Raw genomic sequence first — 25,972 nt, 5'->3', positions numbered from 1 at the left:
GGTCCATGCCCACGTCGGTGGAGCTGGCGGCGATGCGTCGCGCCATCATCATCTCCGCGAGCGGGCTGGGCGCCACCAGCCCGAACCCGGCCGTCGGCTGCGTGATCCTGGACGCCGAGGGCCGCACAGTGGGCGAGGGTTACCACCTGCGCAAAGGGGCCGCGCACGCCGAGGTCAACGCGCTCGCTGCCGCCGGCAGCCGGGCCGCGGGCGGCACGGCCGTCGTGACGCTGGAGCCCTGCAACCACGAAGGCCTCACGCCAGCCTGCCACCAGGCTCTCCTGGACGCCAAGATCGCGCGCGTGCTGATCGCCGTCATGGACCCCACCTCGCGGGGCGAGGGTGGCGCCGCGCGCCTGCGCCAGGCTGGAGTCGACGTCCACACGCATGTCCTGGAGACGGAAGCGCTGACGGTGCTCGGGCCCTGGCACGCCTCCCTGTCGGGCCAGCGCCCCGTCCTGCACCTGCTCATCCAGACGGACGCCGCGGGTTTCACCCTCGCTCCTGCTGCAGAAGCGCTCGGCGAGGTCGAGCGCCAGCGTCCCGCGCACGATCTGGTGATCTCGATTGACGGCTCGGCCGAAGAAGGCCGGGCAGCCAGCCATGGTCGCGCCTTCAGCGTGCCCGCCTCACCGGTACCCGACGAGCCAGGGGACGCGGTCGCCGCACTCACCGAGGCCGGGGCGCGCACGGTGCTGCTCGTCGGTCCCTCGGAACTGACCAAGCAGTTGCTCACCGCGGCAATGGTGGACCGCTTCACCCTCGTCCAGCCGGTGCCGGGGCCCTCTCAGGCCCCGCCGTCCGCCCCGGCGTTGTTCCCCGACGGCTTCGTCCTGTCTCAGGTCACTCGCGCCGGCGGTCAGCTCATCGTCTCCGCCGAGCGGCGCCCCACTCACGGCCGGCTGCATGACGGCGAACAGCCTGGCGCCGTCTAGGGTGCTGGTGCGAAAGCGGCGTTATCGGGCATTCGGTCTCGGAAGGCACCTGGGATGGTGCCCATGAGCCAGACCCGATGGGTCGCGTACACGGTGCCCTGCGGGTCGTTCAGCAGGATGTAGTGCCACTCCTCGACCCCGGCGTATCCGATCTCGGGCGGGAAACCCTGCCCCTCGCTCCACGTCAGGTAGTGGCGGCCGTCGATCCTCAGCACGCGACGCCCGTCGGGATCCTGGTCGCCGAGCATCAAGTAGCCCAAGCACGTCAGCCAGAAGTCGCACGAACTGCACACGCGGTACGCCTCCATCCGCGCGCCGACACCGCGAATCTGCTGGTTGGTCCCCTTGCACGGGCACAACTTGCATGCGAAGACTTCATGCCGCTCGGGTACTTGGGCCCGCCTCATCGGCGGAACGTAGGGGAGTTGCGCCCCCAGACGTGCTGGCACCTCATTCCCCGCTCGACGTCCTGGAGCGAGGGCCTGCGGGGTTGGCCGCAGGTGATGCACTCGCTGGGCCAGGGCATGGAGCGGGCGCCGGGGAACCGGACCTTCGGCGCGTAGCCCGCGGCGCGCATCGTCTCTTCGTCCTCGAGTTCCTCGGTGGTGTACGGGGCGGGCGCCTCGGGCGGAACCGGCGGGCTGCTCGCCGGAAAGGTGAGCGGCATGGCCTCGGTGGGCGGGGTGTGCCCTCCGAACAGCAGCCCCAGGCTTATCCAGCGCTTCTGCTCCGGCACTTCGTCCATGGCGGGTCCTGTCTCTCGCGGATCGGTCAGGTCTGTGTACCGGCACCCGCTCGCAGGCCGGGTCGGTCGCGCGTGGTGGTCTGCGCACGCGGGGAGCGATGCTGCGGCGCGGGACGGAAGTCCGGTGTTCATGGTTGGAGTTCCCTGACGGGTTCGCGGGGTGCCGTCTCCTGGACCTGAGCGCGGAGGCCGGCGTAGACGTCGTCGACGATGCGGAGCTCTGTCGCGGTGAGCGGATCTCCGAGGCAGCTGTAGTTCTGCTCCACCTGTTCCGCGGTGCTGAAGCCGACGACGACCACGCATTGATCGCCGCGCTGCAGGCACGAGCGAAGAGCAAGCCGCGTCAGGGTGCCGGGCGCGTCGCCGAAGTGACGATGCAGGTCGTGCAGTTGTTCATCGACGCGATCCCTGAGCGAAGACATCCGACCGGCACGTTGCGCAGAGACCGGTGCGGGCGACGCGGCTCCCCCCGCGCCGCTTCCCGCGAGTACGCCGTGGGCCAGGGGAGCCGCCAGCACCAGGCCGACTCCGTGCCGCGCCGTGAAGGTGAACAGGTCCTGCCCTTCGAGGGACACAGCGGGGGTGAACGCGTTGAACCGGGTCCAGACCACGTCCGGCTTTATCAGCCGGAACAGATACAAGAATCGCTCGGCCTGAGCGGCCCACTCCTCGGCGGAAGCCGCGTAGTGCGTGAACGGCCCGCGCATCCCGATCGCCCTGATCGCTCCCACTTCCCGGAGCGTGCGCATGGACTCAATGGCATTGCCCAGGTAGCGATCCCCGGGGCCGAAATCGAAGCTGTCCAGCGTATAGAGGTGGAGCTCCTCGGCGTACAGGTTCTCCAGGGTCTGCTCGAGCTGGTGATGAATGTGCCGGCCCGCGTACGCGTGCTCTGCACTGCCGCGTATCTGGCCGACCTTGCTGCTCAGTTGGAGGGGCAGGTCCGGGTTCTCGCGTACGAAGTGGCCGATGACCCGTTCAGAGTGCCCGTAGCCGTAGGAGTCGGAGGTGTCGAAGAAGGTTGCCTGCTGCGCGACGGCACGGTGCAGTCCGTTGAGGATTCGGCTGACCCTCGGCGATCCGTCCGGTGGGACGTTGCTGGTGGAGACGTCGCAGTGGAGCCCGAGCGGGTGGGTGATGATCCCGCGGCACAAGTGCCGGACTCCGAGATCGTGAGGGGTCACGCGGCGCTCCCCGCCAGGCAGAAGGCGGCAGTCACGACCTTGCCCTCGCTGGCGGGCTCGACGCCCCAGCCGGTGGCGAAGGCGGAGACCAGGTGCAGACCTCGGCCGCCCTCTGGCAGGTCCTCTACCCCGGCCGCGTCGCCCTGCAGGCCGGCCAGGAAATTGACGGGTGCGTTCGGAATGACAGTGGTGTCCCGTCCGCGGTCAGCGACGCCCACGGTGACGCCCTTCTCATAGAGGTCGAGGGTCAGGGATACAGGCCCGCCCGCGTGTCGGATTGCGTTGGTCAGCAGTTCGGTGGCGACGAGCACGGTGTCGTCGATCCATGTCTGACCGGCTCGGTCTTTGAGCAGCCTGCGGACCGTCACACGGGCCCAAGTCAGCGGTTCCTCCTCGGCGGCGAGCGCGAAGACGTGGTGGTCGACCAGGGGCCCCAAGGGCAGTTCCCGGATCAGATCGGCAGCTGTCGGCGGCACCTTCGTCTCCCTGCGTTTCGAGACGCCTTGTGGCGCGGGCCGGAAATCCGACCCATCACCAACCCTGGCCGACGGACTGTGGCACCGGTACGCCAAACCTTGGCCACGTTGTGGCCATCTCGCCTGGGCCGATCAACATCGTGGCGCCTGCGGGAGCCGAACCGCCCCGTCCGCTCGCATTGCGGAAAGGACAGCCTCCTCACGCCCGCTCGTCCCCCATGAGCGCTGGACCTGCCATAACGCGGCCCGACTCCTTCCCGGTGACGGAATCCCGATCAGCCGTCCGGGGGACGAGTTCAGCATTTTGGCCCTCTCGTGGCGTTCGATCGGATGCCCGGTCGAGACCGGTGGCAACCTCGACGGCGCTCACCGCAAGCACTTCACGCTCGACGCCGCAAATGCTCCTGAATCACCCCCGCAGACCACGCTCGCGGTCATTGCCCAGCACACTCCGGGCGCCTTGACGCCTCAAAATCGGTGCTCGGCCAAGGACGGAATGTGGATCAAATACCACAAATAGCCCGACTGTTAGAGCAGTTCACCCCGGCACTGTCAAGCAGTTCCGTGAAGGTGGCCACGAGATGGCCACGCGCCGCGTGCACCGCGAGAAGCCCTTAACAATGGGCGGGTTCCACCCCATTTACACCCGGCAGGAGAGCGACGAGAGCGCCAAGGCTGACCGCCGGGCGCCTCCGACATGGCCACGAGGTGGCCACGCTTTGGCGTACCGCTGCCGCGACAAGGCGATCACGCTTAGTTCCGGATGAGTTCCCCATCCGCATTCGCACCCCATCCCCTCCGGAGTTCCGATGATCCGCACCGTCTTGTCCCCTCGGCGCGTTCGACGTGCCGTGGTGGCTCCGTGCCTGTGGTGGGGGCCGCGCACGGCAGGCAAGCGACTTCCCCTGGAGGCCAGCTCGTTTGCCGTCAGCGCCGAGCGGGACGTCCATCTGGTACTGGGCGATGACGCGCTACTCCCTGTGGGGCAGACCGACGTCGATCAGCTCCTCGTTCGGTTCTCCTCCCACCTGCAGGACCTTGTCCGGGCGATCGGCACGGATTCGCAGACGTCTGCGGGACTCGGCCGGGCACGCCAACTGGCGAGGCCGCCCTGGCCGCCCGGCTATATGGAATCGCGGATCCACCTGGTGATGGCCGCCGAGAGCGTCCAAGAGCTGCTCGCCCATGTCCGCGCCGACAGTGCGGAGCCTCGGCGGCTCCGCAGTCGGGCACTGTCCGTCCACCCCATACCCCTCCCGCCCGCCGATGCCCGATGGGCCAGTCACCGTGAGGAAACGCATGTCTGAGCACCGCCGCCCGACTCGACTCCGCCGGCGGGAGTCCGGATCGGCACCGCTGAGCCAGGCTTCGCTGCGTGGGATCGCCTTGCGGCCGATGCTGGGAACCGGCATCGCGGCGACCGCCGCTTGGGCAGCGAATCAGGCCGCGCAGATCCCCCTCTCCGTGGCGGCGCCCAGTGCCGCCGCGGCCTGGCTCGGGCTCACCCTGTACGGCATTCGCCGTGCCGATGCCGCACTGAGAGACGTAGACGGTCACCTGGAGAACCTGGTGAGCGGCGTGGACGATCTGCGCACGGCGATCAAGGAAGCCGTGGAGCGGGTGGAGGGGGGTGTCGGCGCCGGTGCGGCGGCCGCACCGGAGTTCACGGGCTCGCTCAGCGCAGATCCCGTTTACGCCGCGGAACAGCTGCTGTTCCTCGCGCGGGCCGAGGTGGACCAGGCCATCGTCCGGGCGGCGCAGCTCCAGCAGCAGAACGCGGTAGGGGAGCGCGCCCAGACAGATCTGCTCCGGACTATCGCGCAACGGCAGAACGCGCTGGTCAGCCGGACTGTGGAGGCCCTCGATAAGGCAGAGAACAGCATCGAGGATCCCGACACGCTCAACAGCCTCTTCCGCATCGACAATCTGGTGACCCAGTTGCGCAGGTCGACGGACAACATTGCGATCCTGGGTGGGCAAGGTCTCGCGGGTCGAACACGCGAGCCCCTGCCGGTGATCACCGCTATGCGGCACGCACTGGAGGAGATCGAGTTTTACGACCGGGTTCGGATCGTCGGGCGCCCGTCCGACAAGCTCGCCTTCCCCGGGCACCTGGGCCTCAGCATCGTCCACCTCCTTGCCGAACTGCTGGAGAACGCGACCCGCTTCTCCGACTCCCGGACCGAGGTGCACCTTTCCGGGACAGAGCAGCAAGGCGGTCTGGTGATCGCCGTCCGGGACCGCGGCCTGTCTATGGGGCCTCCGCAACTACAACAACTGAACCAGCAGTTGGCCGCCCCGCACCTGGTAGACGTCCACGCCTACCTTCGAGCCGGACGCATCGGTCTGGTAGTCACCGGACAGCTCGCCCAACGCTGCGGGATCAACGTGCAATTGCAGGCGAACAATGATGGGCCCGGAGTGAGCGCCTTCGCGTTCATACCCAACACCGCCCTGATGACCGCCCCCCTGCCTGTGCACCAGCACGAGACCGCGCCGGCGGAGGCCTCAACGCCCCAGCACCTGCGCCCCGGCCTCGAAGTGCACCAGAGTCGTGCCGGAGCGGCTCATCCCGTGGTGGCTGCGCATCCGTTGGCGATGGAAGCGGACGAGCGCCGACATGCTGCCGAGGCCCCCACGGCGGGGCGCGCCCCCCTGCCGCGGCGCCCTGACACGGCCTCACCGAGAGACGCCCGGTCCGCCCCTGCACCGGTGGCCACCAGAGGCCCCACACCCGGACTCTTTGCGAACTTCCGCGCGGGGGCGCAGCAGGCGGCACCCCGCACCTTCCCCGGCGAGTGACCTCGCCCTCCCCCTCATCTGGAGAATCTCCATGTCACAGCACACCACCGAGTTGAGCGCTCTGGGCCAACTCCTGGCGGACTTCGTCAGCCGCGTCCCCGGCGTAGAGGTGGCCGTCCTCGTCACCTCCGACGGTCTCGCGAAGGAACGCGCAGGACTCTCGGACAAGGACGCGGACCGACTCGCCGCGGGGGTCAGCGGGCTCGCCTCCTTGTCGAGCGGGGTCTTCCACGGCGCGCCGGGCCAGGTGCAGCAGACGGCCATCGAGCATGACTCCGGCACGCTGTTCATCATGCGGGCGGACGGCCCGCACACCGTCCCGCACATGAGCGGTGCGCTGCTGGCGGTGCGGACCACCGCAACGGCCGACGTGGGCGCGGTCGGCTACGAGATGCGGCAGTGGATCGAGCAGATGTATGCGCATCTGCTCGACCCAGTCCGCAGCGCCCCGCTCGCTACCGGCCCCGCGGCAACCCGGCCGGCCCAGTGACGTGGCTGTCCCCGACCAGGGAACTGCCGTCCCTGCGAGCCGGCAGCGACTACGGCCCTACACGCTCACCGGCGGGCGCACCCGTCCCGCATACGAGCTGCAGCTGGACACGCTGCTGGCCGCCCGGCCGACGCCTGCCGAGGTCGACCTCGGGCCGGAGGGCGAGCGGATCCGGTGGCTGTGCGCGACTCCCCAGGCGGTCGCCGAGATCGCATTCCATCTGGGTCAGCCCGTACAGGTGGCCAAGATTCTCGCCGCCGATCTGCTCCACCTCCATGCCCTGGCCATCGCTGAGAGCGACGACGGCCCCGACCGAGAACTCCTGGAGAAGGTCCTTGTCGGTTTACGCGCCCTCTGAGCCGTCGCCTCCGCGCCTGCGCAAGGTCAAGATCGTGGTGTCCGGGGCCTTCGGCACCGGTAAGACGACCCTGGTCAGCGCGGTCACGGAGGTCCGGCCTCTGCTCACCGAAGCCGTCATGACCCAGGCCAGCGAGGGCATCGACGTCCTGGCGGGGGTGGAGTCCAAGACGACCACGACTGTGGCCATGGACTTCGGCAGGATCACCCTCCCCACCGGGGATCCGGAACACGGCATCGTGCTGATGCTCTTCGGCACCCCTGGACAGAACCGCTTCAGCAACATCTGGGACGACCTCTCCTACCGGGCGGCCGGCGCCGTTGTGCTGGTCGACACCCGCCGTTTGGAGGACGCCTTCGATGTCGTGGCCTACTTCGAGGCACAGAAGCTGCCCTTTCTCGTCGCGGTGAACCTCTTCGACCACGCCCCGCGCTACCTGCTCGACGAGGTCCGCGATGCCCTACGCCTGGAAGCCAGCGTCCCGGTCATCGCGTGTGACGTCCGCGACCGGCAGTCCGTTCTCGACGCCCTCACCGACCTCGTCCGCCACGCCCTGTTCCGCCTCCCCGCCTCCCCGATCGTCACCCCCGGAGCCCGCCCATGATCCCCGCACGCCACACCCCCGCCGCCGATGCCCGTTCCCAACTGCTGCAGCGCCTCGGCCTGGACCGCGTCGACCCGCAGCTGGACGCGATCGCAACCGAGCTGGCGGCCGCAGCCGGCGTTCCGTACGCCATCGTCAACGCGTTTGACCCGGCCACCGGCCGACAGGAATTCGTCGGGCTGTCCTCTCCCCCGAGCAACGGACTGCCGCAGGTGGAGCGATCGATGGCCCCGGACTGGGGCTACTGCCCCGAGGTCGCCCGCCGCACCACGGCCCTTGTCCTGCCCAACGTCTACGCCAAGCCGCGCTTCTCGGTGAACCCAGTCGTGGACCACCTCGGCATCGAGACCTACGCCGGAGCCCCCCTCATCCATGACCCCGACGGCACTGGCGGCGACGTCTTCGGCACCGTGTGCTTCGTCGGGCTGGAGGTCAAGGACCAGTCCACCGGCCAGGCCTCCCTCGCTCTGATCAAGCGGTACCGCGACCGCGTGCAGCGCCTCGTGTATGAGCGCGCCGGCATACGTCTTCCGTAGTCACCGCTTCGCCGCCGACACCCGGTCCGGGTGTCCCATGGGAGGGGAATCCAGTGTCCGACTCGTTCCTGACCGCTAGCCACCTGCAGCTCCGTCACGAGGTACGCACATTTGCGGAGACCGCCGTCGCGCCCCGCGTAGCCGACATGGAGACCAGCCACCGCATCGAGCACAAGCTGGCCGGGCAGATCGCCCGGCGCGGTTGGATCGGCGCCACAATCGGCTCGGAGTACGGCGGGATGGCCGTCGGCCACCTCGCCAAGACCGTCATCATCACGGAACTCTCCCGAATCAGCGCCGCGATGGGCGCGATGGTGCAGGCGTCTCAGCTCGGCACAGCGAAGATCATGCATTTCGGGACCGCCGAGCAGAGGCGCGTCTGGCTGCCGCAAATCGCCGCCGGAACGTGCCTGCCCACGATCGCGGTGACCGAGGAGGTCTCCGGAAGTCACGTACTCGGCATGCAGATGACCGCCGAGCGCGACGGCGACGACTACGTCCTCAACGGCGCCAAAATGTACGTCGGCAACTCCCACATCGGTCACCTCCACGGCGTCGTCGCCCGTACTGGTGAGGGCTCCCGGGGGCTGACCGCCTTCCTCGTCGAGTCCGACCGGACCGGACTGACATGCTCCCCGCACCAGGAGACCCTCGGCTTGCACGGCTTCTCCTTCGGCGAGCTGGTCTTCGACAACTGCCGCATTCCCGCCGCCAACCGGCTCGGCGCCGAGGGCGACGGCCGGGACGTCGCCTACTCCTCCAGCATCCTGTACGGCCGACCCAATCTGACCGCCGTGGCCTTGGGCATACACGAAGCGATCCTGGAGACCACCACGGCCTTCTGCCACGAGCGCATCCGCTACGGCAAGCCCCTGCACGAGTTGCCGACCGTCCGGGCCAAGCTCGGCCAGATCCAGTCGCGGCTGATGACAGCCCGGCTCACTGCCTACCACGCGGCGAGCCTCCTCGACCGCCACCGGCCCGAGGACGACGACCCCGAGAAGCGCACCGACCTCCCCTCGTGCGACGCCGAGTTGATGAATGCCAAGTACGTCAACACGGAATACGCGCTGGACTCCGCGCGCACCGCGATGGAGATCCACGCGGCCGCGGGACTGCACACCGACCGCCCCATGGAGCGATACCTGCGCGACGCGCACCACATCTACGCGCCCGCCGGTACCTCCGACATCCAGCTGCTGCGGCTGGCCGAGACCGCCCTGGGCCTGGCCAAGGGCGACTACTCCCGCCGCTTCACCGGACCGGAGCCCGCCGCACCCCACCCCGTGACGGCCGTGCCGGCCTGATCCCGCGCAGGACGCGCACCCCCTGCGTCCTGTCCCCCTTCTCTGGAGACTCCCGATGCCCCCGCACACAGTCGCCCCCAGCAGTTCCCTCAGTCTGTTCGACGAGCGCGTCCTGGCCGACCCCTACCCCACGTACGCGGCGCTGCGCGCCACGGGGCCAGCCGTCCACCTGGAGAAGCACGGGGTGTGGGCCGTGCCCGGCTACGCCGAGGTGCAGGCCGTCCTCCAGGACCCGGACACCTTCACCTCGATGGGCGGGGTGGCGCTCACGGAGCAGGCCAACACCGGGTTCCTCGCCGACTCGGTGGTGTCCCGCGACGGTGAGGAGCATGCCCGGCTGCGGCAGGTCCTGGCCCGGCGGATGGGCCCTCGGGCGATCTCCCAACTGCGCGAAGAGCTCTCCGCTCGTGCCCGGCGCCTGGTGGCGGAGCACACCGAGAGCGGCTCCTTCGATGCCGTCGGGCTGTCGAGGCAGATGGTGTGCGACACCATCGGACACCTGGTGGGGCTTGCCGAGCCCGAGCACACCACCCTGCTGGGCGGCACCTTCGATGTATTCGGCCCCGACAACGACCGCCTGAGCCAGGCCCTGCCAGAGGCTGCCGCGATGCGCGCCGCCCTGGAGCGGGCGATCAGCCGCGAAGCCGTCGACCCCAGATCCCTGGCGGGCGCCGCGTACGCGGCAGCAGACCGAGGCCGCCTCACCGAGGCGGAGGCCGTGCGGCTGGTCTGCGACTATGCGGCCGCCAGCGTGGACACCACCGTCCTCGGGCTGGCCGAGACGATCGCCCGGCTCGCCCTGGACCCGATCCAGTGGACCCGGCTGCGCAAGGACCCCAATCGGGCGGAGGCGGCCTTTCACGAGGCGCTGCGTCTGGACGCCCCGATACAAGGACGCGGCCGGATCGTGTCCCGCACGACCGACCTGGGCGGCGTGCGGATCGAGGCCGGTGAGCAGGTGTGGCTGCTCTACGGCTCCACCGGGCGGGATGAGCACAAGTGGACGCGGGCCGACGCCTACGACCTGGCCCGCCCGTTCGTCGACCGGCATCTGGCCCTGGGCGGCGGCGCGCATCAGTGCCCGGGTGTGTCGCTGGCCCTGATGCAGGCCCGCTGTCTGCTGCGGGCGCTCGCGCACCGGTGCACCCACCTGGAACTGGCCGGCGACCCGGTCCGCGCCGTCCACAACACCGTGCGCGGATACTCCAGCGTGCCGGTTGCGGTCGAGACCTCGCCGTACGCCGGGGACGCCACGGCGCCCCACGTCACCTTGAGGAGGCCGCGGTGAACTCCCGCGCCTCGGCCGCCTTACCGCGCGAGGTAGACCTCGCCGACCGCCTGCTGCTCCACAGCGGCGGCGCCTTCCCCACCGGTCACGGCCTCGATGCCGTCGTCGTGCCCGAACCCCTGGCCCGCGACGCCCTCGACACCCTCGGCCGCCACCCGCTCGACCCGGTGGGGGCCGTCGTCACCCTCACAGGCGGCTGGGCGTTCTTCGTCCCCTCGCTATCGGACGATCCCGGCTGGCCCGAGCCCGTCCGCTACCTGAGCGACGGCTCGACGATCAGGCTTCCGCCGTCGCCTGGCACCCTCGCGGCGCACGACGACGCCCGGTGGATCCGCTGGCGCCCCTGCGGGCGCGTGTTCACCGCTCCGCTGCTCCTTCAACTCGCCCTGCATGCCCTCGGCAGCCGGATCCTCATTTCCTGACCAGGAGCCTCCCGTGCACCCCCTCAGCCTTCCCACCGCCCCCGGCCGGCCCGCCACCGCAGGACGCCCGGCCCCGGACAGTCCGCTCTACATCGCCCCCCGCCAGGGCGAGTTCCTGTGCGATGTCACCGTGCTCTTCGACGAGCACGGGCACGTCTGCTACGAGGACGAACGTCCCGACGACCGCGACGTCGACAACATCCTGTGGGAGCGGTGGGGCGGAGTGGCCTCCGGTCCGGTGGCGATGGCCCACCACCACCCCGTCCGGCAGCGCGAAGTGATGGACGCCGCCTTGAAGTGCGCGGTTTGCAAGGGCGAGCCGGACCGTGATGACCGCGGGGTGCTGTGGCTGCTGCACGTGGACGACAGCACCCGGGCGACCCTGACGTTCCCCACCGACATCACGACCGCCACCCCCGCGGTGTGCGCCAAGGACGCCGTCCGCGCCCTGGAGGCGTGCCAGGTCCTGCAGCGGGGCTTCATCGCGGTGCGGGTGCGGGAGGCGGAGATCGTCGGGGTGCGCGGCACCGTGTACTCCCCCACCGCGTCGCCCCTGCTCGACCAGGACGTGCGGCTCGACGACGACCGCATCCACAGGGTCGTCGCCCGCCAGTTGTTGCGCCAGCTGCGCAACGCCGAACTCGACGAGACCACGCTGTCCACGGCCGGCCTGCCCGCGCGCACCGGCACAGGCCGGTGCCCGGTCGACGTTCCGGGGCCGGTGTGGGGATGACGACGATGCGGCACACCAGCAAGGTCGCGCTGTTCGACCTGGACGACACCCTCACCGATCACACGGCCGCGTTCGCGGCGTGGGCCGGCGAGTTTGCCCACTCCACGGGCATTCCGTTGTCCTGGCTGATGCGGGCGGAGACGTTGCACGCCGGCGCCCGCCACTCCTTCTTCGCCGACCTCAAGGACGCCTTCAAGCTCCGCCGGTCCATCGCCTCCTTGCACGCGGACTACCGGCTGCGTTCGGCCGAGCTCGTGCCGTACCGTCCCGAGGTCTGCTCCGCTCTCCAGCAGGTGGCCGATGACGGGTGGGCGCTGGGCGTGGTCACCAACGGGTCGCCCGACGCGCAACGCCTCAAGCTCGAAGTCGCCCGTCTTACGCCGTACTTCGGATCGGTGGTGATCTCCGGCGAGTACGGGGTGCGCAAGCCCGACCCCGCCCTGTTCCACGTGGCCCTGGACGAACTGCGGGCCCCGGACACCGGCGCGGGCGTCATGGTCGGCGACTCGCTGACCGCCGACGTCGCCGGTGGTCAGCTCGCTGGCCTGCAGACCGTGTGGATCTCCCACGGCCGCACGCTCCGCCTTGAAGACCCGGTGCCCACCCGCACCACGCTCGAGGTGGTGTCGGCCGCCGACGCGCTGCGCACCCTGGTGTCCGCGTTCGGCGCCGGCGTCCTGCCTCAGCCGGTGGCGGCGCCATGACCGGCAAGAACCTTGCCCGGATGGGCACCTTCGTCCTCGCCATCACGGTGATCATCCTCGCTGCCCAGCTCCCCGGACCGCACTGAGCCCCGTCCGGGCGACGGTGCACCTGCCCGCCGCCCGGACGGCACCACCTACGACCGCATCACAGCCCGCCCGCTGCGGGCATCGAGCCGCACCACACCACGTATCCACCACGGTCCCTCCTGCCCCGGCAGGCCGAGGACCCCTTTCGCAGAACGGACTTCCATGGCTGGGCGCATCGAGGACTACGCACTCGTCGGCGACTTGCAAACGGCCGCGTTGATCGGCCGGGACGGCACGATCGACTGGCTCTGCCTGCCCCGGATCGACTCCAGCGCCGTCTTCGCCGGGCTCCTCGGCACCTCCGACAACGGCTTCTGGCGCATCGGCCCGACGAGCGGGCCCGACGCGAGCCCGGCACGCGCCGACCGCCGCCACTACCGCGGCGACTCCCTGATCCTGGAGTCGGAGTGGGACACCCCGACCGGCACGCTCCGTGTCACCGACTTCATGCCCCCGCGCGTCGGCGCGCCGCGCCTGGTGCGGATTGTCGAGGCCGTCGAGGGCACCGTCACGGCCGCCTCCACCCTGTGCCTGCGCTTCAACTACGGCAAGGTCGTCCCCTGGGTCTACAAGACCACTGACGAGCGCACCCGCGCGGCCGCCGGCCCCGACGCCGTGTGGCTGGACACCGCGGCCGAAACCCACGGCGCAGCGCTCACCACCCGCTCCGATCTCACCCTGACCGCGGGCGAACGCGTCGCGTTCACGCTCACCTGGCAGCCCTCCTACGACCCGACGCCGCCCGACCGGCTCGACACCGAGCAGGCCCTGGAGGACACCGGGAAGTTCTGGAGCGACTGGGTCGCCCAGTGCACCTACAGCGGCCCGCACCGCGACGCCGTGATCCGTTCCTTGATCACGCTGAAGGCTCTGACGAACCCGGTGACCGGGGGCATCGTCGCGGCGCCGACGACATCCCTGCCCGAGGACCTCGGCGGCGTCAGGAACTGGGACTACCGCTACGTGTGGCTGCGGGACGCCGCGATCACCATGTCCAGCCTGCTGCGCGCCGGGTACCGCGACGAAGCGCGCGCGTGGCGGACCTGGCTGCTGCACGCGGTCGCCGGGGACCCCGAGAACCTCCAGATCATGTACGGCATCGCAGGCGAGCGCGAGCTGCCCGAGACCATGCTGAACTGGCTGGTCGGCTACGAGAACTCGCGCCCGGTCCGCACCGGCAACGAGGCCGCCGGACAGCGTCAACTCGACGTCTACGGCGAGGTGATCGAGGCCCTGTACCTGGCTGCGCAGCTCGGCCTGGAACGCGACGAGACCAGCAACCACCTGCTGGTCAAGCTCGTCCAGTCGGTCGATGCCCACTGGCGCGAGCCCGACAAGGGCATCTGGGAAGTCCGCGGCCCGGACCGGCACTTCGTGCACTCCAAGGTGATGGCCTGGGTGGCGGTCGACCGCACCATCAAGCTGATCGAGAGCGGCCACGCCGACGGCCCCGTGGACCAGTTGAAGGTCCTGCGCGCCACGATTCACCAGGACGTGTGCGCCCACGGCTTCGACCGCGAACGCAACACCTTCACGCAGTCCTACGGCAGCCGGGAACTGGATGCGGCGCTGCTGCTGATCCCCCAGGTGGGGTTCCTGCCCGCCGACGACCCGCGCGTCATCGGCACGATCGAGGCCATCCAGAGGGAGCTCTCCACCCCCGACGGGTTCCTCGTGCGGTATCCGACCGACGGACCCCACACCGGCGTGGACGGACTACCCGGCGACGAAGGGGCCTTCCTGGTCTGCTCGTTCTGGCTTGCCGACGCCCTCGCCATGATCGGCCGCGACGACGAGGCCCAGGATCTGTTCGAGCGTCTGCTCGACCTGCGCAGCGATCTCGGGCTGCTGGCCGAGGAGTGGGACCCGCATCGGCGGCGGCAGGTCGGCAACTACCCGCAGGCCTTCAGCCACATCGGGATCGTGGACGTGGCCCTCGCCCTGGAGCAGGGCAGCGCGCGGCGTGCGTGCGTACCGGGCGGTGCTGCGCGATGAACTTTCGCCGACCGCTCTTCGTGCACCAGCTGCTGCTGATAGCCGCCCACGCCGCCCAGTTCCTCCTCCCGCTCCCCGCGTGGCCGGGGGATGGGCAGCCGACCGCCACCTTCCGCGAGGACGGGACCGTGCGGGTTCCGCAGTGGCTCACCGGCCTGCGTCCGCCCGCGACGGCGGGAGATCCGGCATGAATCCTCTCCTGGTTACCGCGCCCCCTGCTCACCAGCGGCTCCTCCCCCGCAGCCCCCGTCCCGCACCCGACACGACGGGCCACTCCCTGGACCGGGCGGAAGAGGCGCGCGGGCTGCGCGCCCTGCGCCTGAGCATCCTGCGAACCCTCACCGACGGCATCGACCGTCCCACGGTCGCTCCGTACGTCCTGGTCAAGGACGGCCGCGATCCGGGCGACCGGCTCGCCGCGGCGCTCGCCCATGCCCACCAGGCAGGCTTCACCGTCGCCGATCCGCTGGTCGACGACGCCTGGCAGAGCGACCCGGCGGCCCGGCACACCTTGGCGCGCGGCTACGCGGCGCTGCGCCGCGGCGAGATCCACGGGCTGATCGCGGTCTCCCAAGTCGACATCTCGCCCAGCCCCTCCGTGTACGAGCACGAGCTGCACCGCCTCCGGGCGGCCGGCGGCTTCCTCCACCTCGCCCTCGACGAAACCCAACTCTGACCAGGAGGCACTCATGCCGAACGCCACCACCTTCCCCGCACCCCCGGCAGCCGGAGACGCGAGCCCGAACCCGCCCAAAGTGCCGCGCGGCAAACGCCTGGTCGGGGAGAAGGCGACCGCCTTCCACGCCTACGTCGTCTCCCTCTACCGCCGCGAGCCGCATCCGATGTCGATTCGCGCCATCTGCGAAGAGACCGGCCGCTCCTACGGCAACATCCACACCATCCTCAAGAACGCGAAGGTCGACATGCGTCCCCGCGGCTACCAGAGGCCGACCCGCCGTGAGGAACCCCGTGACGGCGAATGAGATCAGCGGGAACACGCAGGTCACCGGAGGCGTCGTCCAGGCCGGAACGGTCCACGGCAGCATCCACTTCCACCAGGTGCCGCCCGCGCTGCCCACTCCGTGGCAGGTCCGGCCCGTCCCGGCCACCTTCACCGACCGGGTCGAGGACTTGGCCGACCTCACCGGATGGATCCGCAGCCGGACGCCGTACGTCCGCGTCGTGACGGTGCACGGAGAGCCCGGAGTCGGCAAGAGCACCCTGGCCCAGCGGCTCCTGGAGGAGCTTCAGGAGGACTTCCCTGGCGGACAGCTCTACGTCGACCTGCACGGCTACGACGCCGCAGGACCGGTCCGTCTTGAGGAAGCCCTCGGCCGGCTGCTGCGCTCCCTGTACGGCGGGGCGCTGCCCTCCGGCGTCGAGGAGCGCGCCGCGTGGTGGCGCTCGGTGACGGCCGATCGAGCCGACCGGCCGGTCGCGGTGCTGGTGGACAACGCCAGCCATCCCGATCAGGTCCGCGCGCTGCTGCCCGGCGGGCGAGCGCACCTGGTCGTCGTCACCAGCCGCATGCAGCTCACCGACCTGGCCCGCGAGGGTGCCCGCCATCACCTTCTTCAGCCGTTCTCACCTGCAGCCGCCCAGGCGTATCTGGAGGCCGTCACCGGTCCACGGCGCGTCGCCGGCGACCGGCGGGCCGCCCACGCCATCACGTCCCTGGCCGCCGGGCTTCCCCTCTCTCTCGCCCTGGCCGGAGCGGTACTCGCCTCTCACCCGGGCCGCTCTCTGGCCGAGATGGCCACCGCCCTGTCCGGCAACCAGCAGCGGCTCCTCGCCGTGCCCCATCGCCTTACCCCTCTCGGAGTCGCCGTGACCAGCTCCCTCGAGCAGGCGTACTGGAGCCTGCCCCGCCCCCGTGCCCGTGTCCTGCGCTGCCTGGCCCACCTCTTCGCCCACGACATCGACGCTGCGGTGACCGCCGCCGTCTGCGACCTCGCCCCGGGACAGGCCACGCAGGAACTCGCCGCTCTCGCCGAGGACAACCTCTTAGTAGAGGTGCGCCACGATCCGGTGCGCGGCGTCGTATACGGCTTCCACGATGAGGTGCGCGCCTACGCCCGGCAGCGGGCCACCGCCGAGGCGACGGACGGTGAGATCGAGGGGCACCAGCGTCGGGGCCTCGACTACTACCTGGCTACCGTCACCGCGGCCGAGTACAAGCTGACACCCACGCACCGACGTCTCGCACGCACCTACCGCTTCCCGCCGGATCACCTGGTTGCCTTCCCGGACCCCGACGCGGCAGCGGCCTGGCTGCAAGCCCACCGCGACAACCTGATGCCCGCGGTCCGCGCCGCCGCCGAGGCACAACTGCACGACAGCTGCTGGCAGTTGGTCCACGCCATGTGGGCGTACTTCCGGCTTGTCCACGATCACGGGGCCTGGTTCGAGGCCCATGAACTCGGTCTGGCCGCGGCCCGAGCCTGCGGCGATCGGATCGCCGAGCGGGAAATCCTCAACACCTGGGGCGTCGGTCTGCGGGCGGACGACAAGTACGAGGCGGCCCACCAGCGGTTCGAACAGGTCCTGCAACTGTCGCGGACCGATGGCGACCGGCGGGCCGAGGCGCAGGCGCTGCACGAGGTCGGCGCCACCTACGTGGCCGCCGATCGCCACGATGCCGCCGTCCCTGCGCTGCGGGACAGCCTGGCCCTGCGTCGCTCCCTGGCCGCCGAGGCGACGGAACCCGAGAAGCGTCGTACGTACGCGCGCTCCGTGGCCCTGACGGAGGTCATGCTTGCCCAGGCGGACATCGGCCTGGGGGGCGCGGCCAACGCCGTCGCCCTGCTCACGACGGCGCACGCCACCCTGGTCGAGGTCGAGGATCCCTTCGACGCGGGCCGGGCCCTGGCCTGGCTCGGCCGGGCCCACGCCAAAGCCGGCGACTTCCCGGCAGCCCAGCGCGCGGGACAGCAGGCGGCGACGGTCTTCGCTTCGGCCCGCTCTCCTCGGTGGGCCGCCCACAGCCTTGAGCTGTGGGGGCAGACCCAGCAGGACGCGGGGCACCTTGAGGCCGCTCGTGGTCTGTTCACTCAGGCCCTGGAGATCTACGCACCGCTCAGCCCCCGCGACGCCGAGCGGGTCCGTCGTCTGCTGCACGAGTTGCCATGACGCCGCGGGGCCGCTGGCACCGCAATGGAGCCCACACCGTGCGCATCGCCCCGCCGCCTGCCCCTGGGGCCGGCCCAAGGCAGGCGCCGGCGCCCCGGGTGATCTCGTGCAGCCGGCCGGTCCGGCACACGGCGCCGAGTGCTGCTCAGACCCGTCTCAGAATCAGCAGGAGGGTGATGTGATGGCGCGGTCCAAGCCGGAGAACGGCCAGGAGCGGAACGCGGCGCTGGATGCCCTGCTCGACGAACTGCACTGGACCATCCGGGGGTTCGCCCGTCGGGTGCGTGAGCACTGCCAGGCTCTGGGGCTCTCCTATTCCGTCGATCCGAGCACGGTGGCCCGATGGTGCGCCAACAAGTCGACGCCGAGTGCACCGCTGGCGTCCGTCGCCTGCCGTGTGCTCTCCGAAGCCCGGCGCCAGCCGGTCTCGCCGGAGAGCCTGGGCTGGCCGGCGACCGAGGACCTCGCCACCGAGAGCTTGGAGTACGCGGACCTCGGGCACGCGATCCGGATGCTGTCCCGGCTCTGGACGACGGACGCGCTCCAGGACCGGAGTGTCATCAAGAAGATGTTCCAGCCGGGTGTGTTCGGTCCGGCATCCCGGGAGGCGCTGGTCATGCCCGCCGACGCCGACCTCACCGGGTACGGCTCGTACAAGGTCGCCCCGGGCGACATCCAGTTACTCGAAGAACAGACCGCACTGTACGGAGCGCTGGATGCCAAGCACGGCGGCGGGAAGTTCCGCAGCGTCTTCGCCGCCTTCCTGTCGACCCACAGCACCCCGCTGCTGGCGGGCTCCTTCTCGGCGCGGCTCGGGCGACGTCTGTACGGCAGCGTCGCGGACGCGGTGCTGGCGATGGCGAGCATGGCGTACGACGATCAGCTGCCCGGCATCGCCCAGCGCTACGACCTGCAGGCGATGCGGTTGGCCCAGGCGATCGGTGACCGGGCGCGGATCGCCCGGGTCCACATTCACCAGGCCCGGCTCGCCGCTGCTCAGGGGGATCGGCGGGACGTCCTCACGCACGCCCGCGGGGCGGTTTTGGCCTGCGACGGTGCTCCGGCGCTGGTTCAGGCGTACGCGGCCATCACCGAGGCTCGGGCCTGGGCCTTCAATGGCTTTCCCGGTCAGGCGCTGGAGGCGGTCGCGCGAGCACGCAACGGATTCGACCGGGCCAGGGCCTCCTCCCAGGTGGCGTGGCTGTCGTGGTTCGACCGTTACGAGCTCGAGGCGCAGGCGGCGTGGGCGCTCGCCGTGGCCGGCTTGGCCGAGACGGGTGAGGAGGCGCTCAAGGAGGCGGAGGGGATGCCGCAGTCCCGCACGCGGGACCAAGTGGAGCTCCTGATCACCGGTGCCGAACTGGCCCGCCTGCGGGGAGATTCCGCGGAACAAGCACAGAGGGTGAAGGCAGCGGTCGATGCCTCCCGGCACCTGGTCAGCAGGCGACTTCTCGCCAGGATCGCCCGGCTGACGGCGGGTGAGCCCCTCGACGACTTCTAGATCGGGACGCCGCCGGCGAACGAGAGCGCGCTCGCTGCCGTCAGCGAGCAGGCGGCCAGCGGAGCCGGGATCAGGCCTCCGGGAAGAGCTGCTGGTAGATCGGCTGCACGCGGAACGGCCCGTCGTGATGGGCCGAGGTCAAGGTGCCCGTGTGTTCGCGTCCGTCGGTGGTGTGCAGCGTGCCGGACAGCTGGTAGTCGGGGTGCACACCGTCGGCCCCAGGTGTGGCCACGAATGTCAGCTCCAGCTCGGCTCCGGGGGTGACGGGCACCGGCGTCTGGAACAACGGGAAGTAGATGGAGGCCCAGTTGGTCTTCATGCGCAGCGCGTCCAGGGGGACGTCGTCGGGCAGGCACCACAGCTGGAGCCAGGTCAGCACCCCGTCGATCCGGCCCTCGCGGGTGATGGTCATGCGCGTGGTCGTGCGCTGGCGGGCGCATAGATCCCCGTTGAAGTCGAGTTCCTCGACCGGGGCGCTGTCGGAGAGCAGGGCATCGGGTGAGGCATTCTCGATCCGAAGGCGGACGTCGAAGGGCCTTCCGTTCCAGTCGAAGATGGCTTGCAGGTACGTGAGCGCGGCAGCGGAGAACGCCAGCGGCTGCTTCGCGAACAGGTCGGCGAGGCAGACGGGCGCGGCCTGCGTCACCGCTCGGTGCGGCACGACCACTCCGCCGGCGACGAGGTGCCGGCGTTTCGCGTCGCCCAGAACGACCGCGGCGCCCTCCGCGCTCGCCAGGGAGCCGACGATCTCCGCAACGCAGATGTCGGCCTTGGGCGCGAAGTCGAGGGTGGTGGACTCGCCGCGCAGCAGCGTGACCTGGTCCTCCAGGCGGTAGGCGGTCAGATTCGCGGCGGCCTGCCGGAAGGCCTCGGGGATGACCTCCACGGCCACCACCTGCCGGGCCCCGGCCGCGACGGCTTCGCGGGCCCACACCACGTCCTGGCCGGTGCCCAGGTCAAGGATCCGCTTGCCCGGGGCCAGGTGGGCGAGCGACGTGCGGAACCGCTTGTTGCGCTCTTCGTCCGTGGTCATCGTGGAGTAGAGGTGCGGGTCGTAGATGGGGTACTCCCCGACGCTCGGCCACAGCGCGAGCCGATCGGCCCGCTCGGGTTCGGGATCCACCTGTACCCGTACGGGCACTCCGTTGACGACGAGCTCGTGGGTCTCGGTCATGCTTCACCTCTCGGATGCCTGATGCGGCCGCAGTTGGCGGTGCAGTGCTGAGTTCTCACGCTCCGGCGTGCGACCAGCTGATCTTGGTGTTGAGGTCGAGCGGCGGCCGGGGGCGGACGGCGCAGTCCGGCGGCCGGGTGCCGATGTACAGCCAGCCCAGGAGCTGCTCCATGTCGCCCAGGCCGAGGTGCTTGCGGACCAGCGGGTCTTCAACTGCCGAGCCCGTGCGCCAGATCGAGGCCCAGCCGCGGCCGTGCAGCAGCAGGGACAGCGTGGTGACCATGGCGGTGGTGGCGGCGAGTTGTTCCCACGCGGGCACCTTGGGGTGGTCGGGCAGCGGGCAGTGCACGACCGTCAGGAGCAGTGGGGCGCGCAGCGGCTTCGCGGCGGCGAGCGCGGCCCGCTCGGGTGGCGCCGCCTGGCCGAGGACGTCGCCGAGATGGCCGCGTTCGCTGCCGGTGATCGGCAGGAGCCGCCAGGGCCTGAGCCGCCCGTGATCAGGGGCGGTGGCCGCAGCCTGGACGAGGTGTTCCAGTTCGGTCCGGTCGGGGGCGGGCTCGATCAGATGGGCTGCGCTGTGCCGGTTGAGGACCGCTTCCAGGAGCGGGTTCGGCGGGATCATCCGGTGACCTCCCTGTGCTGCGAGGACGAGGGGGCGGCTGGCGGGGCGGGGGCCATCCGCGGGTCGCCGCGGGTGATGCTCTTGAGGGCGGGGGCGGTCGCCGCGGTGGTGAGGACGGCCATGACGACCAGGAGGGTGAACAGGTCCTCGGTGATGACGCCGACTTCGCGGCCGATGCCGAGCACGACGAGCTCGGTCAGGCCCCGGCAGTTCATGAGGGTGCCGACCGCGGCCGACCAGCGCCAGTCGGAGCCGGTCAGCCGGGCAGCGCCGGCCGCGCCGCCCCACTTGCCCAGGACGGCGACCCCCAGGATCGCCGCGCCCCACAGCCACCCTCCTGTGGGGAGGTGGGAGAGGTCGGTGTGCAGGCCGGTGTCCACGAAGTACAGCGGCAGCAGCAGCGGCAGGACGACCGCGCGGATGCGGGCGGCGGATCGTTCGACGGCCGCAAGGCCGCGCGGGGTGACGGCGCCGCACAGGAACGCGCCGAAGGCGGGATGGACGCCGATCCGGTCGGTGGCGTACGCGGACAGGCACAGTCCGGCGAACAGCAGCACCAGGACGAGGTCGTCGGAGGTTCGGCCGGCCCGTTCGAGCAGGGCGCGCATCGCGGGCCGGATCAGGGTGAGCACTGCAGTCAGGGCGAGGGTGAGGGCGAGAGTGGCCGCGGCAGACAGGACGGTGCCGGAGGTGCTCAAGGCGATGACTGCGGTGAGCAGGCACCAGGCGAGGGCGTCGCCCACGGCGGCGCAGGCCATCACGAAGGTGCCGAGCCGGGTGGTCTCCAGGCCGCGGTCGGCGAGGATCCGGGCGAGGACGGGGAACGCGGTGATGCTCAGGGCCACGGCGATGAACAGGGTGAAGGCCAGGTGGCCTGTGCCGGGCGGGCCCAAGTGCGGGTACATCGCGGTGGCGAGTGCGGCGCCGAGGGCCAGGGGTACGAGCAGGCTGCCGAGGCTGACGGCGATGACGGCGCGGCGGGCGGTGCGCAGGGAGTGCAGGTCGAGTTCGAGGCCGATGAGGAACAGGAAGGAGAGCAGGCCCAGGGTGCCGAGGGTGGAGGTGACCGGGAGCGCCGCGGCGGGCAGGAGGTGGTGCTGGAGGTCGGGGGCGAGCCATCCGAGCAGGGACGGCCCGAGGAGGATCCCGGCGAGGATCTCTCCGATGACGGGCGGCTGGCCGATCAGCCGGATGGCGCGGCCGCCGGCCTGGCAGGCGAGCACGACGGCGGGGACGGCTATCAGGACGGGCAGCATCGAGTCGGACACGAATGCTCCAGGGGTCAAGGCGGCCGGCCGTTCCGACGGCAGGGTGCGGCGTTGGGCGATCAGGCGCGGTTCAGCGGCAGGGTGGTGCAGCGCAAGGAGCCAGGGATGCGGGTGACCTCGGAGTAGTCGACGGTGAGGACCTCGATGCCGCGGGCGGCCAGCTGGGCGGCGATGCGGTCGCTGCCGGCGGCGACGACGACCGTGCTGGGGGCGAGAGCAAGGACGTTGGCCTGGACGGCGCGCGCCTCGGCGTCGGTGACGTCGATCAGGTCGAAGTGCTTCTCGAACCAGCGCAGTTGTACGGGCGGGAAGACGGCGCGGTGGATGAGCGCGGTGGCGGGGGCGACGATGGCGAAGTGATCGTCCAGGTGCACGATGCCGTCGACGTTGAACTCGACCGGCCGGACCTCCCGGTCCACGCCGCGGCGTGTGAGGGCTGTCTGCAGGGCCTTGGCGCCCTCGGTACTGGTTTCCTCGCCGAGGCCGACCAGGACACTGCCGTCGTGGAGCGCGACGTCGCCGCCCTCGATGGTGCCCGCCTCCAGGTGGACGAGGCACTCGGCGTCACCGGCGAGGCGGAGCAGGGCGTCGGCCTCGGGGCGGCGGTGCTCGGCGTTGAGGCGCGCCATGACCAGGAGGTGGTCGATGACGAAGGCGATGTCGCGGGGGTAGTGCTGGACCGCGCAGCCCGGCGCGTCTTCCAGGAGGAGCACTTCGGTGCCGCGGCCGCGGAGGACGCCGATCAGGTTGTCCTGCTGGACGCGGACCGTGGCCGGGGAGTAGCGGCTCCAGGTGCTGGTGGTCTTCTGGCGGGCGAGGACGGGGTGGACGACGGGGCCGTCGACGGCGCGGGTGGTGTCGCTGGCGTAGCGCATGGCGACGCGGGTCAGGGTGCCGAATTCGCTGGTGGCGTGCGGGGTGAGCACGGTGGGGTCTCCTGGGCCGGGGCGGGCATGAGGTGGAGCCGTACGCGGCGCAGGACGATCCCGGCAGGGCCCGGGAGGGCGCGCAGGTCACACCTGCGCGCCCTCCCGGGTGCGGGTCTCAGCCCACCGGGCTGTGCTGGGTGTCCGCCACCGCAGGCAGCCAGGGCACCGCGTTGTCCTTGAAGGACTGGTTGACCGGAACGAGGTCGGCCCCGCTGGTGTCGTCCAGGGCCGTGACGTTGATGCCGAGCTCGGGGATGTCGCTGTCGATCGCCGAGAGGCGGGCGCCGCAGTCGGGGCAGAAGCCGCGCTGGGCCTCATCCTTGAACGTCGTGAAGTAGGTCGGCTCGCCACCCTCGCCGGTCCAGGTGACCGCGTCCGCGGGCCAGCCAGCCCACCACATCACCGGGGCGCCGCCGAGCTTCTGGCAGTGCTCGCAGCTGCACAGGTGGGGGTAGACGGCCTTGCCCCGGACGGTGAAGCGGATCTTTCCGCACAGGCATCCGCCGGTGCGTTCCTGGGCCGCCTCGGCAACAGCAGGGGTGGCGTTCATCAGTTCATCTCCCGGGCACGGTGGGCGAGTTGAGCCCACCAGTGTGCCATTGCCTCCAGGATCTGCAGGAATCCGTCGACGGCCTGCGGGAGGTCGATGTGGAAGAGTTCACTCTCCCTGATGAACCTGGCCAGGCCCTCGATGTGGGCGGCCTCGACGCTCAGGCCATCGACCTGGGCCGCCTCGTGCTCGTCGTCGAGGTGGAGGTCGTAGTAGTAGTGCAGCTTCTTGAGGTCGCTGCCGCTCTTCTGGATGGTCAGCTCGCCGTACCGGTTGGTGATGTCGCGCAGGATCTCGGTCTCGGCGATGGCCACGGCCTCGGTGGCGTAGTAGGCGCCGGCGATCAGGCTGGGCATGTGGGAGCCGACCATCCACTGGTGCATGTCCACCAGCAGCGCGGTCTCCGGGGCGGGGACGTGGCCGTTGACGAGGAGTCCGAGGTCGGACAGCAGGGCGTTGGAGTAGAGCACGTAGTGCGCGGGGACCTTGCCGCGCTCGCCGCCCTCCTCCAGGTGGTTGCGGCGCAGCTCGTGCGCGAGCTCGGGGCAGAAGCCCTCCACGTTGGTGGCGGCCGCCTTGAGGTACTGGGCGTTGTAGCGCGCGAAGACGCTCAGCTCCTCGATGTACATCCGCGCCTGGGCCTCGGTGAGCTTGGCCGCGGCGACCTGGTCGGCGATCTTGCGGTAGATCCAGTCGACCATCGGGGCCAGGTGCCTGCTCACCAGGACGTCGCCGTTGGTGAACGTGCCCATCAGAGAGCCGTTGATGGCGCTGCGGGTCTCGGGGAACGCTTTGAGGTAGGCCTGGGCGAGGGAGTTCTCGGGGGTCATGCCACAGCCTTCCGGGTGGTCGAGTCGGTGGTGAGGTGGAGTCCGCCGCTGGCACCGAGGGCCGCGATCACGGAGTACAGCGCCTCGTGGTCGGGCAGCGTGAACGTGCGGCGCGCGTTGAGGTCGGCGACCATCTGGGCGGAGAGCAGCGTGGTGTCGCAGGGGACGGCGACGCCGCGCAGGTAGGCCTGCTGGGGGCCGGTGATGTGCAGCTCGTACGGTGCCGGGATGGCCACCCGGGCGCCTGGCCGGACCTGGTCGGCGTCGAATGCGGCGGCCGCGTTGGTGCGGGCCAGGTCGTCCTCCTGCGGCTCCCACCCGCCGTTGCTCCATAGTGCCGCCAGCCGGCTCTGGACGTGGCGGGTGACGTGGTCCTCCAGCCGCTCGCCGACGCTGGTCAGTGCGGCGCTGGCCCGTGCGGTCAGGCGCCGGGCCGCGGTGGTGGCGGCGTCCTGCGCGTGGTACATGGGCGACTGGACGCCGAAGGCGTCGTCGGGGTCCTCGCCCAGGATCTCCTCGAGCAGCTCCGGCAGCACGGAGATTCGCAGCAGCCGGTCCTCGGGGTAGGTGTAGAACGGCACGGCCACCGAGATCGAGAAGGTGTCCTGGCGGCCGACGTGGAAGACCCGCTTGGGCAGGAAGAGCGCGTCCCCGGGCTCCATGACGAAGCACTCGCCCTGCTCCAGCAGGTGCTGGTAGTCCCCGAAGGTGGGGTCCTGGCCGCCGGTGAGCTTGGCGTACAGCTCGGCCGACCAGCAGTAGAAGTGCTTGGTGCCCGGACCGAGGTGGCACAGGAACGCGTCTTCGCCGCCCTCGTGGATGCCGAACGCGGTCCCCGAGTAGTTCCCGGCGAATGCCACCTGCTCCGCGCCGCCGATCGGCACACCCCAGCCCTCGAACAGCGAGCGCAGGAACTGCGCCAGGTTCGCGGCCAGTTCGGGGTTGGTGGTCTCCAGGTTGTTGAGGACCAGGCTGAAGCGGTCGGCGCCGACGAGGGACTGCATCCACGGCACGAACGCGCCGTCGTCCCATGCGTCGGTGCTGAGCACGGTCTGGGCGAGGTCGTCGCGCCGCTGTTCGCCGACGTAGACGCGGGCCTTGGCCACCGAGGGGGTGTTCGCGGCGTGCGCGCGGCGCATCGCGGCCAGTCCGGCCAGCACCTGGTCGGGGTTGGCGGCGGCGGCCGGGATGAGGCTCTTGAACAGGTGCGGGGTGGTCCTGTTGCTGGTGCGTTCGGGGAACTGGGTGGTCCAGAAGTCCGGGGTGGGCGGCCAGACGTCGTTCACGGTCGTCTCCTGACGGT

Annotated in this window: 29 protein-coding genes; 18 read left to right on the top strand and 11 right to left on the bottom strand. The window is 70.7% G+C overall.

The window, feature by feature from the left end:
• The first annotated feature begins 5 nt into the window (after positions 1–5).
• Entirely contained in the window at positions 6–935 is a 930-nt protein-coding gene (locus ABR737_RS02765) for a bifunctional diaminohydroxyphosphoribosylaminopyrimidine deaminase/5-amino-6-(5-phosphoribosylamino)uracil reductase RibD (RefSeq protein WP_350248571.1), read from the top strand.
• Here ABR737_RS02765 and ABR737_RS02760 read toward each other — a convergent pair.
• From ABR737_RS02760 to ABR737_RS02745, 4 genes are all read right to left on the bottom strand, one after another.
• A complete protein-coding gene (locus ABR737_RS02760) occupies positions 932–1,228 on the bottom strand; it encodes a hypothetical protein (RefSeq protein WP_350248570.1) in 297 nt (98 codons plus the stop codon). The genes ABR737_RS02765 and ABR737_RS02760 overlap by 4 nt on opposite strands.
• A gap of 110 nt (positions 1,229–1,338) precedes the next feature.
• Complete coding sequence (locus tag ABR737_RS02755) at positions 1,339–1,680, bottom strand: hypothetical protein (protein ID WP_350248569.1); 342 nt, start codon at positions 1,678–1,680, stop codon at positions 1,339–1,341.
• Between the two features lie 128 nt (positions 1,681–1,808).
• Positions 1,809–2,864, bottom strand: coding sequence for an aldo/keto reductase (locus ABR737_RS02750; protein WP_350248568.1), 1,056 nt, complete (start codon positions 2,862–2,864; stop codon positions 1,809–1,811).
• A complete protein-coding gene (locus ABR737_RS02745) occupies positions 2,861–3,340 on the bottom strand; it encodes an ATP-binding protein (RefSeq protein ID WP_350248567.1) in 480 nt (159 codons plus the stop codon). The genes ABR737_RS02750 and ABR737_RS02745 overlap by 4 nt, the downstream gene beginning before the upstream one ends.
• Before the next feature lie 809 nt (positions 3,341–4,149).
• On the opposite strand from ABR737_RS02745, the gene ABR737_RS02740 reads away from it, so the two are divergent.
• From ABR737_RS02740 to ABR737_RS02660, 17 genes are all read left to right on the top strand, one after another.
• A complete protein-coding gene (locus ABR737_RS02740; protein WP_350248566.1) occupies positions 4,150–4,647 on the top strand; it encodes a DUF6415 family natural product biosynthesis protein in 498 nt (165 codons plus the stop codon).
• Positions 4,640–6,142 carry a histidine kinase gene (locus ABR737_RS02735; protein ID WP_350248565.1) on the top strand — a complete coding sequence of 501 codons (1,503 nt, stop codon included), beginning with the start codon at positions 4,640–4,642 and terminating at the stop codon, positions 6,140–6,142. The genes ABR737_RS02740 and ABR737_RS02735 overlap by 8 nt, the downstream gene beginning before the upstream one ends.
• Before the next feature lie 31 nt (positions 6,143–6,173).
• Positions 6,174–6,632, top strand: coding sequence for a roadblock/LC7 domain-containing protein (locus ABR737_RS02730; RefSeq protein WP_350248564.1), 459 nt, complete (start codon positions 6,174–6,176; stop codon positions 6,630–6,632).
• 1 nt (position 6,633) lies between these two features.
• Positions 6,634–6,990, top strand: a complete 357-nt coding sequence (locus ABR737_RS02725) for a DUF742 domain-containing protein (protein WP_350248563.1) — start codon at positions 6,634–6,636, stop codon at positions 6,988–6,990.
• Positions 6,968–7,594 carry a GTP-binding protein gene (locus tag ABR737_RS02720; RefSeq protein WP_350248562.1) on the top strand — a complete coding sequence of 209 codons (627 nt, stop codon included), beginning with the start codon at positions 6,968–6,970 and terminating at the stop codon, positions 7,592–7,594. The genes ABR737_RS02725 and ABR737_RS02720 overlap by 23 nt, the downstream gene beginning before the upstream one ends.
• Positions 7,591–8,130 carry a GAF domain-containing protein gene (locus tag ABR737_RS02715; protein WP_350248561.1) on the top strand — a complete coding sequence of 180 codons (540 nt, stop codon included), beginning with the start codon at positions 7,591–7,593 and terminating at the stop codon, positions 8,128–8,130. Before ABR737_RS02720 ends, ABR737_RS02715 begins: the two co-directional genes overlap by 4 nt.
• A 53-nt stretch (positions 8,131–8,183) precedes the next feature.
• Complete coding sequence (locus ABR737_RS02710; RefSeq protein WP_350248560.1) at positions 8,184–9,437, top strand: acyl-CoA dehydrogenase family protein; 1,254 nt, start codon at positions 8,184–8,186, stop codon at positions 9,435–9,437.
• Between the two features lie 55 nt (positions 9,438–9,492).
• Entirely contained in the window at positions 9,493–10,725 is a 1,233-nt protein-coding gene (locus ABR737_RS02705; protein ID WP_350248559.1) for a cytochrome P450, read from the top strand.
• Entirely contained in the window at positions 10,722–11,147 is a 426-nt protein-coding gene (locus ABR737_RS02700; RefSeq protein WP_350248558.1) for a hypothetical protein, read from the top strand. Before ABR737_RS02705 ends, ABR737_RS02700 begins: the two co-directional genes overlap by 4 nt.
• Positions 11,148–11,160: 13 nt before the next feature.
• The gene (locus ABR737_RS02695) at positions 11,161–11,880 is read left to right on the top strand and encodes a hypothetical protein (protein WP_350248557.1); all 720 of its coding nucleotides are present in this window, start codon (positions 11,161–11,163) and stop codon (positions 11,878–11,880) included.
• Between the two features lie 5 nt (positions 11,881–11,885).
• Positions 11,886–12,584 (top strand): HAD family hydrolase, encoded by a 699-nt coding sequence (locus tag ABR737_RS02690; protein ID WP_350248556.1) that lies wholly within the window; start codon positions 11,886–11,888, stop codon positions 12,582–12,584.
• 249 nt (positions 12,585–12,833) lie between these two features.
• On the top strand, positions 12,834–14,666 hold the full coding sequence (locus tag ABR737_RS02685) for a glycoside hydrolase family 15 protein (RefSeq protein WP_350248555.1): 1,833 nt from the start codon (positions 12,834–12,836) through the stop codon (positions 14,664–14,666).
• Positions 14,663–14,857 (top strand): hypothetical protein, encoded by a 195-nt coding sequence (locus ABR737_RS02680; protein WP_350248554.1) that lies wholly within the window; start codon positions 14,663–14,665, stop codon positions 14,855–14,857. Before ABR737_RS02685 ends, ABR737_RS02680 begins: the two co-directional genes overlap by 4 nt.
• Positions 14,854–15,342, top strand: a complete 489-nt coding sequence (locus tag ABR737_RS02675) for a hypothetical protein (protein ID WP_350248553.1) — start codon at positions 14,854–14,856, stop codon at positions 15,340–15,342. Before ABR737_RS02680 ends, ABR737_RS02675 begins: the two co-directional genes overlap by 4 nt.
• A 13-nt stretch (positions 15,343–15,355) precedes the next feature.
• Positions 15,356–15,649 carry a helix-turn-helix domain-containing protein gene (locus ABR737_RS02670; RefSeq protein ID WP_350248552.1) on the top strand — a complete coding sequence of 98 codons (294 nt, stop codon included), beginning with the start codon at positions 15,356–15,358 and terminating at the stop codon, positions 15,647–15,649.
• On the top strand, positions 15,636–17,795 hold the full coding sequence (locus tag ABR737_RS02665; protein WP_350248551.1) for a tetratricopeptide repeat protein: 2,160 nt from the start codon (positions 15,636–15,638) through the stop codon (positions 17,793–17,795). The genes ABR737_RS02670 and ABR737_RS02665 overlap by 14 nt, the downstream gene beginning before the upstream one ends.
• Positions 17,796–17,976: 181 nt before the next feature.
• Entirely contained in the window at positions 17,977–19,296 is a 1,320-nt protein-coding gene (locus tag ABR737_RS02660) for an NsdA family TPR-like regulatory protein (protein WP_350248550.1), read from the top strand.
• Between the two features lie 70 nt (positions 19,297–19,366).
• On the opposite strand, the gene ABR737_RS02655 is transcribed toward ABR737_RS02660, so the two are convergent.
• From ABR737_RS02655 to ABR737_RS02625, 7 genes are all read right to left on the bottom strand, one after another.
• Positions 19,367–20,470 (bottom strand): SAM-dependent methyltransferase, encoded by a 1,104-nt coding sequence (locus tag ABR737_RS02655; protein ID WP_350248549.1) that lies wholly within the window; start codon positions 20,468–20,470, stop codon positions 19,367–19,369.
• A gap of 55 nt (positions 20,471–20,525) precedes the next feature.
• Positions 20,526–21,092: a nitroreductase family protein gene (locus ABR737_RS02650; protein WP_350248548.1), complete on the bottom strand. Its 567-nt coding sequence runs from the start codon at positions 21,090–21,092 to the stop codon at positions 20,526–20,528.
• Positions 21,089–22,360: a cation:proton antiporter gene (locus ABR737_RS02645; RefSeq protein WP_350248547.1), complete on the bottom strand. Its 1,272-nt coding sequence runs from the start codon at positions 22,358–22,360 to the stop codon at positions 21,089–21,091. The genes ABR737_RS02650 and ABR737_RS02645 overlap by 4 nt, the downstream gene beginning before the upstream one ends.
• Before the next feature lie 59 nt (positions 22,361–22,419).
• Positions 22,420–23,286, bottom strand: coding sequence for a dimethylarginine dimethylaminohydrolase family protein (locus ABR737_RS02640; protein WP_350248546.1), 867 nt, complete (start codon positions 23,284–23,286; stop codon positions 22,420–22,422).
• Positions 23,287–23,404: 118 nt separating this feature from the next.
• Positions 23,405–23,839 (bottom strand): GFA family protein, encoded by a 435-nt coding sequence (locus tag ABR737_RS02635; protein WP_350248545.1) that lies wholly within the window; start codon positions 23,837–23,839, stop codon positions 23,405–23,407.
• Positions 23,839–24,669, bottom strand: a complete 831-nt coding sequence (locus ABR737_RS02630) for a DUF3865 domain-containing protein (protein ID WP_350248544.1) — start codon at positions 24,667–24,669, stop codon at positions 23,839–23,841. Before ABR737_RS02630 ends, ABR737_RS02635 begins: the two co-directional genes overlap by 1 nt.
• Positions 24,666–25,955 carry a JmjC domain-containing protein gene (locus ABR737_RS02625; protein WP_350248543.1) on the bottom strand — a complete coding sequence of 430 codons (1,290 nt, stop codon included), beginning with the start codon at positions 25,953–25,955 and terminating at the stop codon, positions 24,666–24,668. The genes ABR737_RS02630 and ABR737_RS02625 overlap by 4 nt, the downstream gene beginning before the upstream one ends.
• Positions 25,956–25,972: the final 17 nt, after the last annotated feature.

The organism is Streptomyces sp. Edi2, assembly GCF_040253635.1.
Classification (GTDB): domain Bacteria; phylum Actinomycetota; class Actinomycetes; order Streptomycetales; family Streptomycetaceae; genus Streptomyces.
Note: the sequence above shows the minus strand (reverse complement) of the source record. Positions and strands in the feature narration are given on the sequence as shown.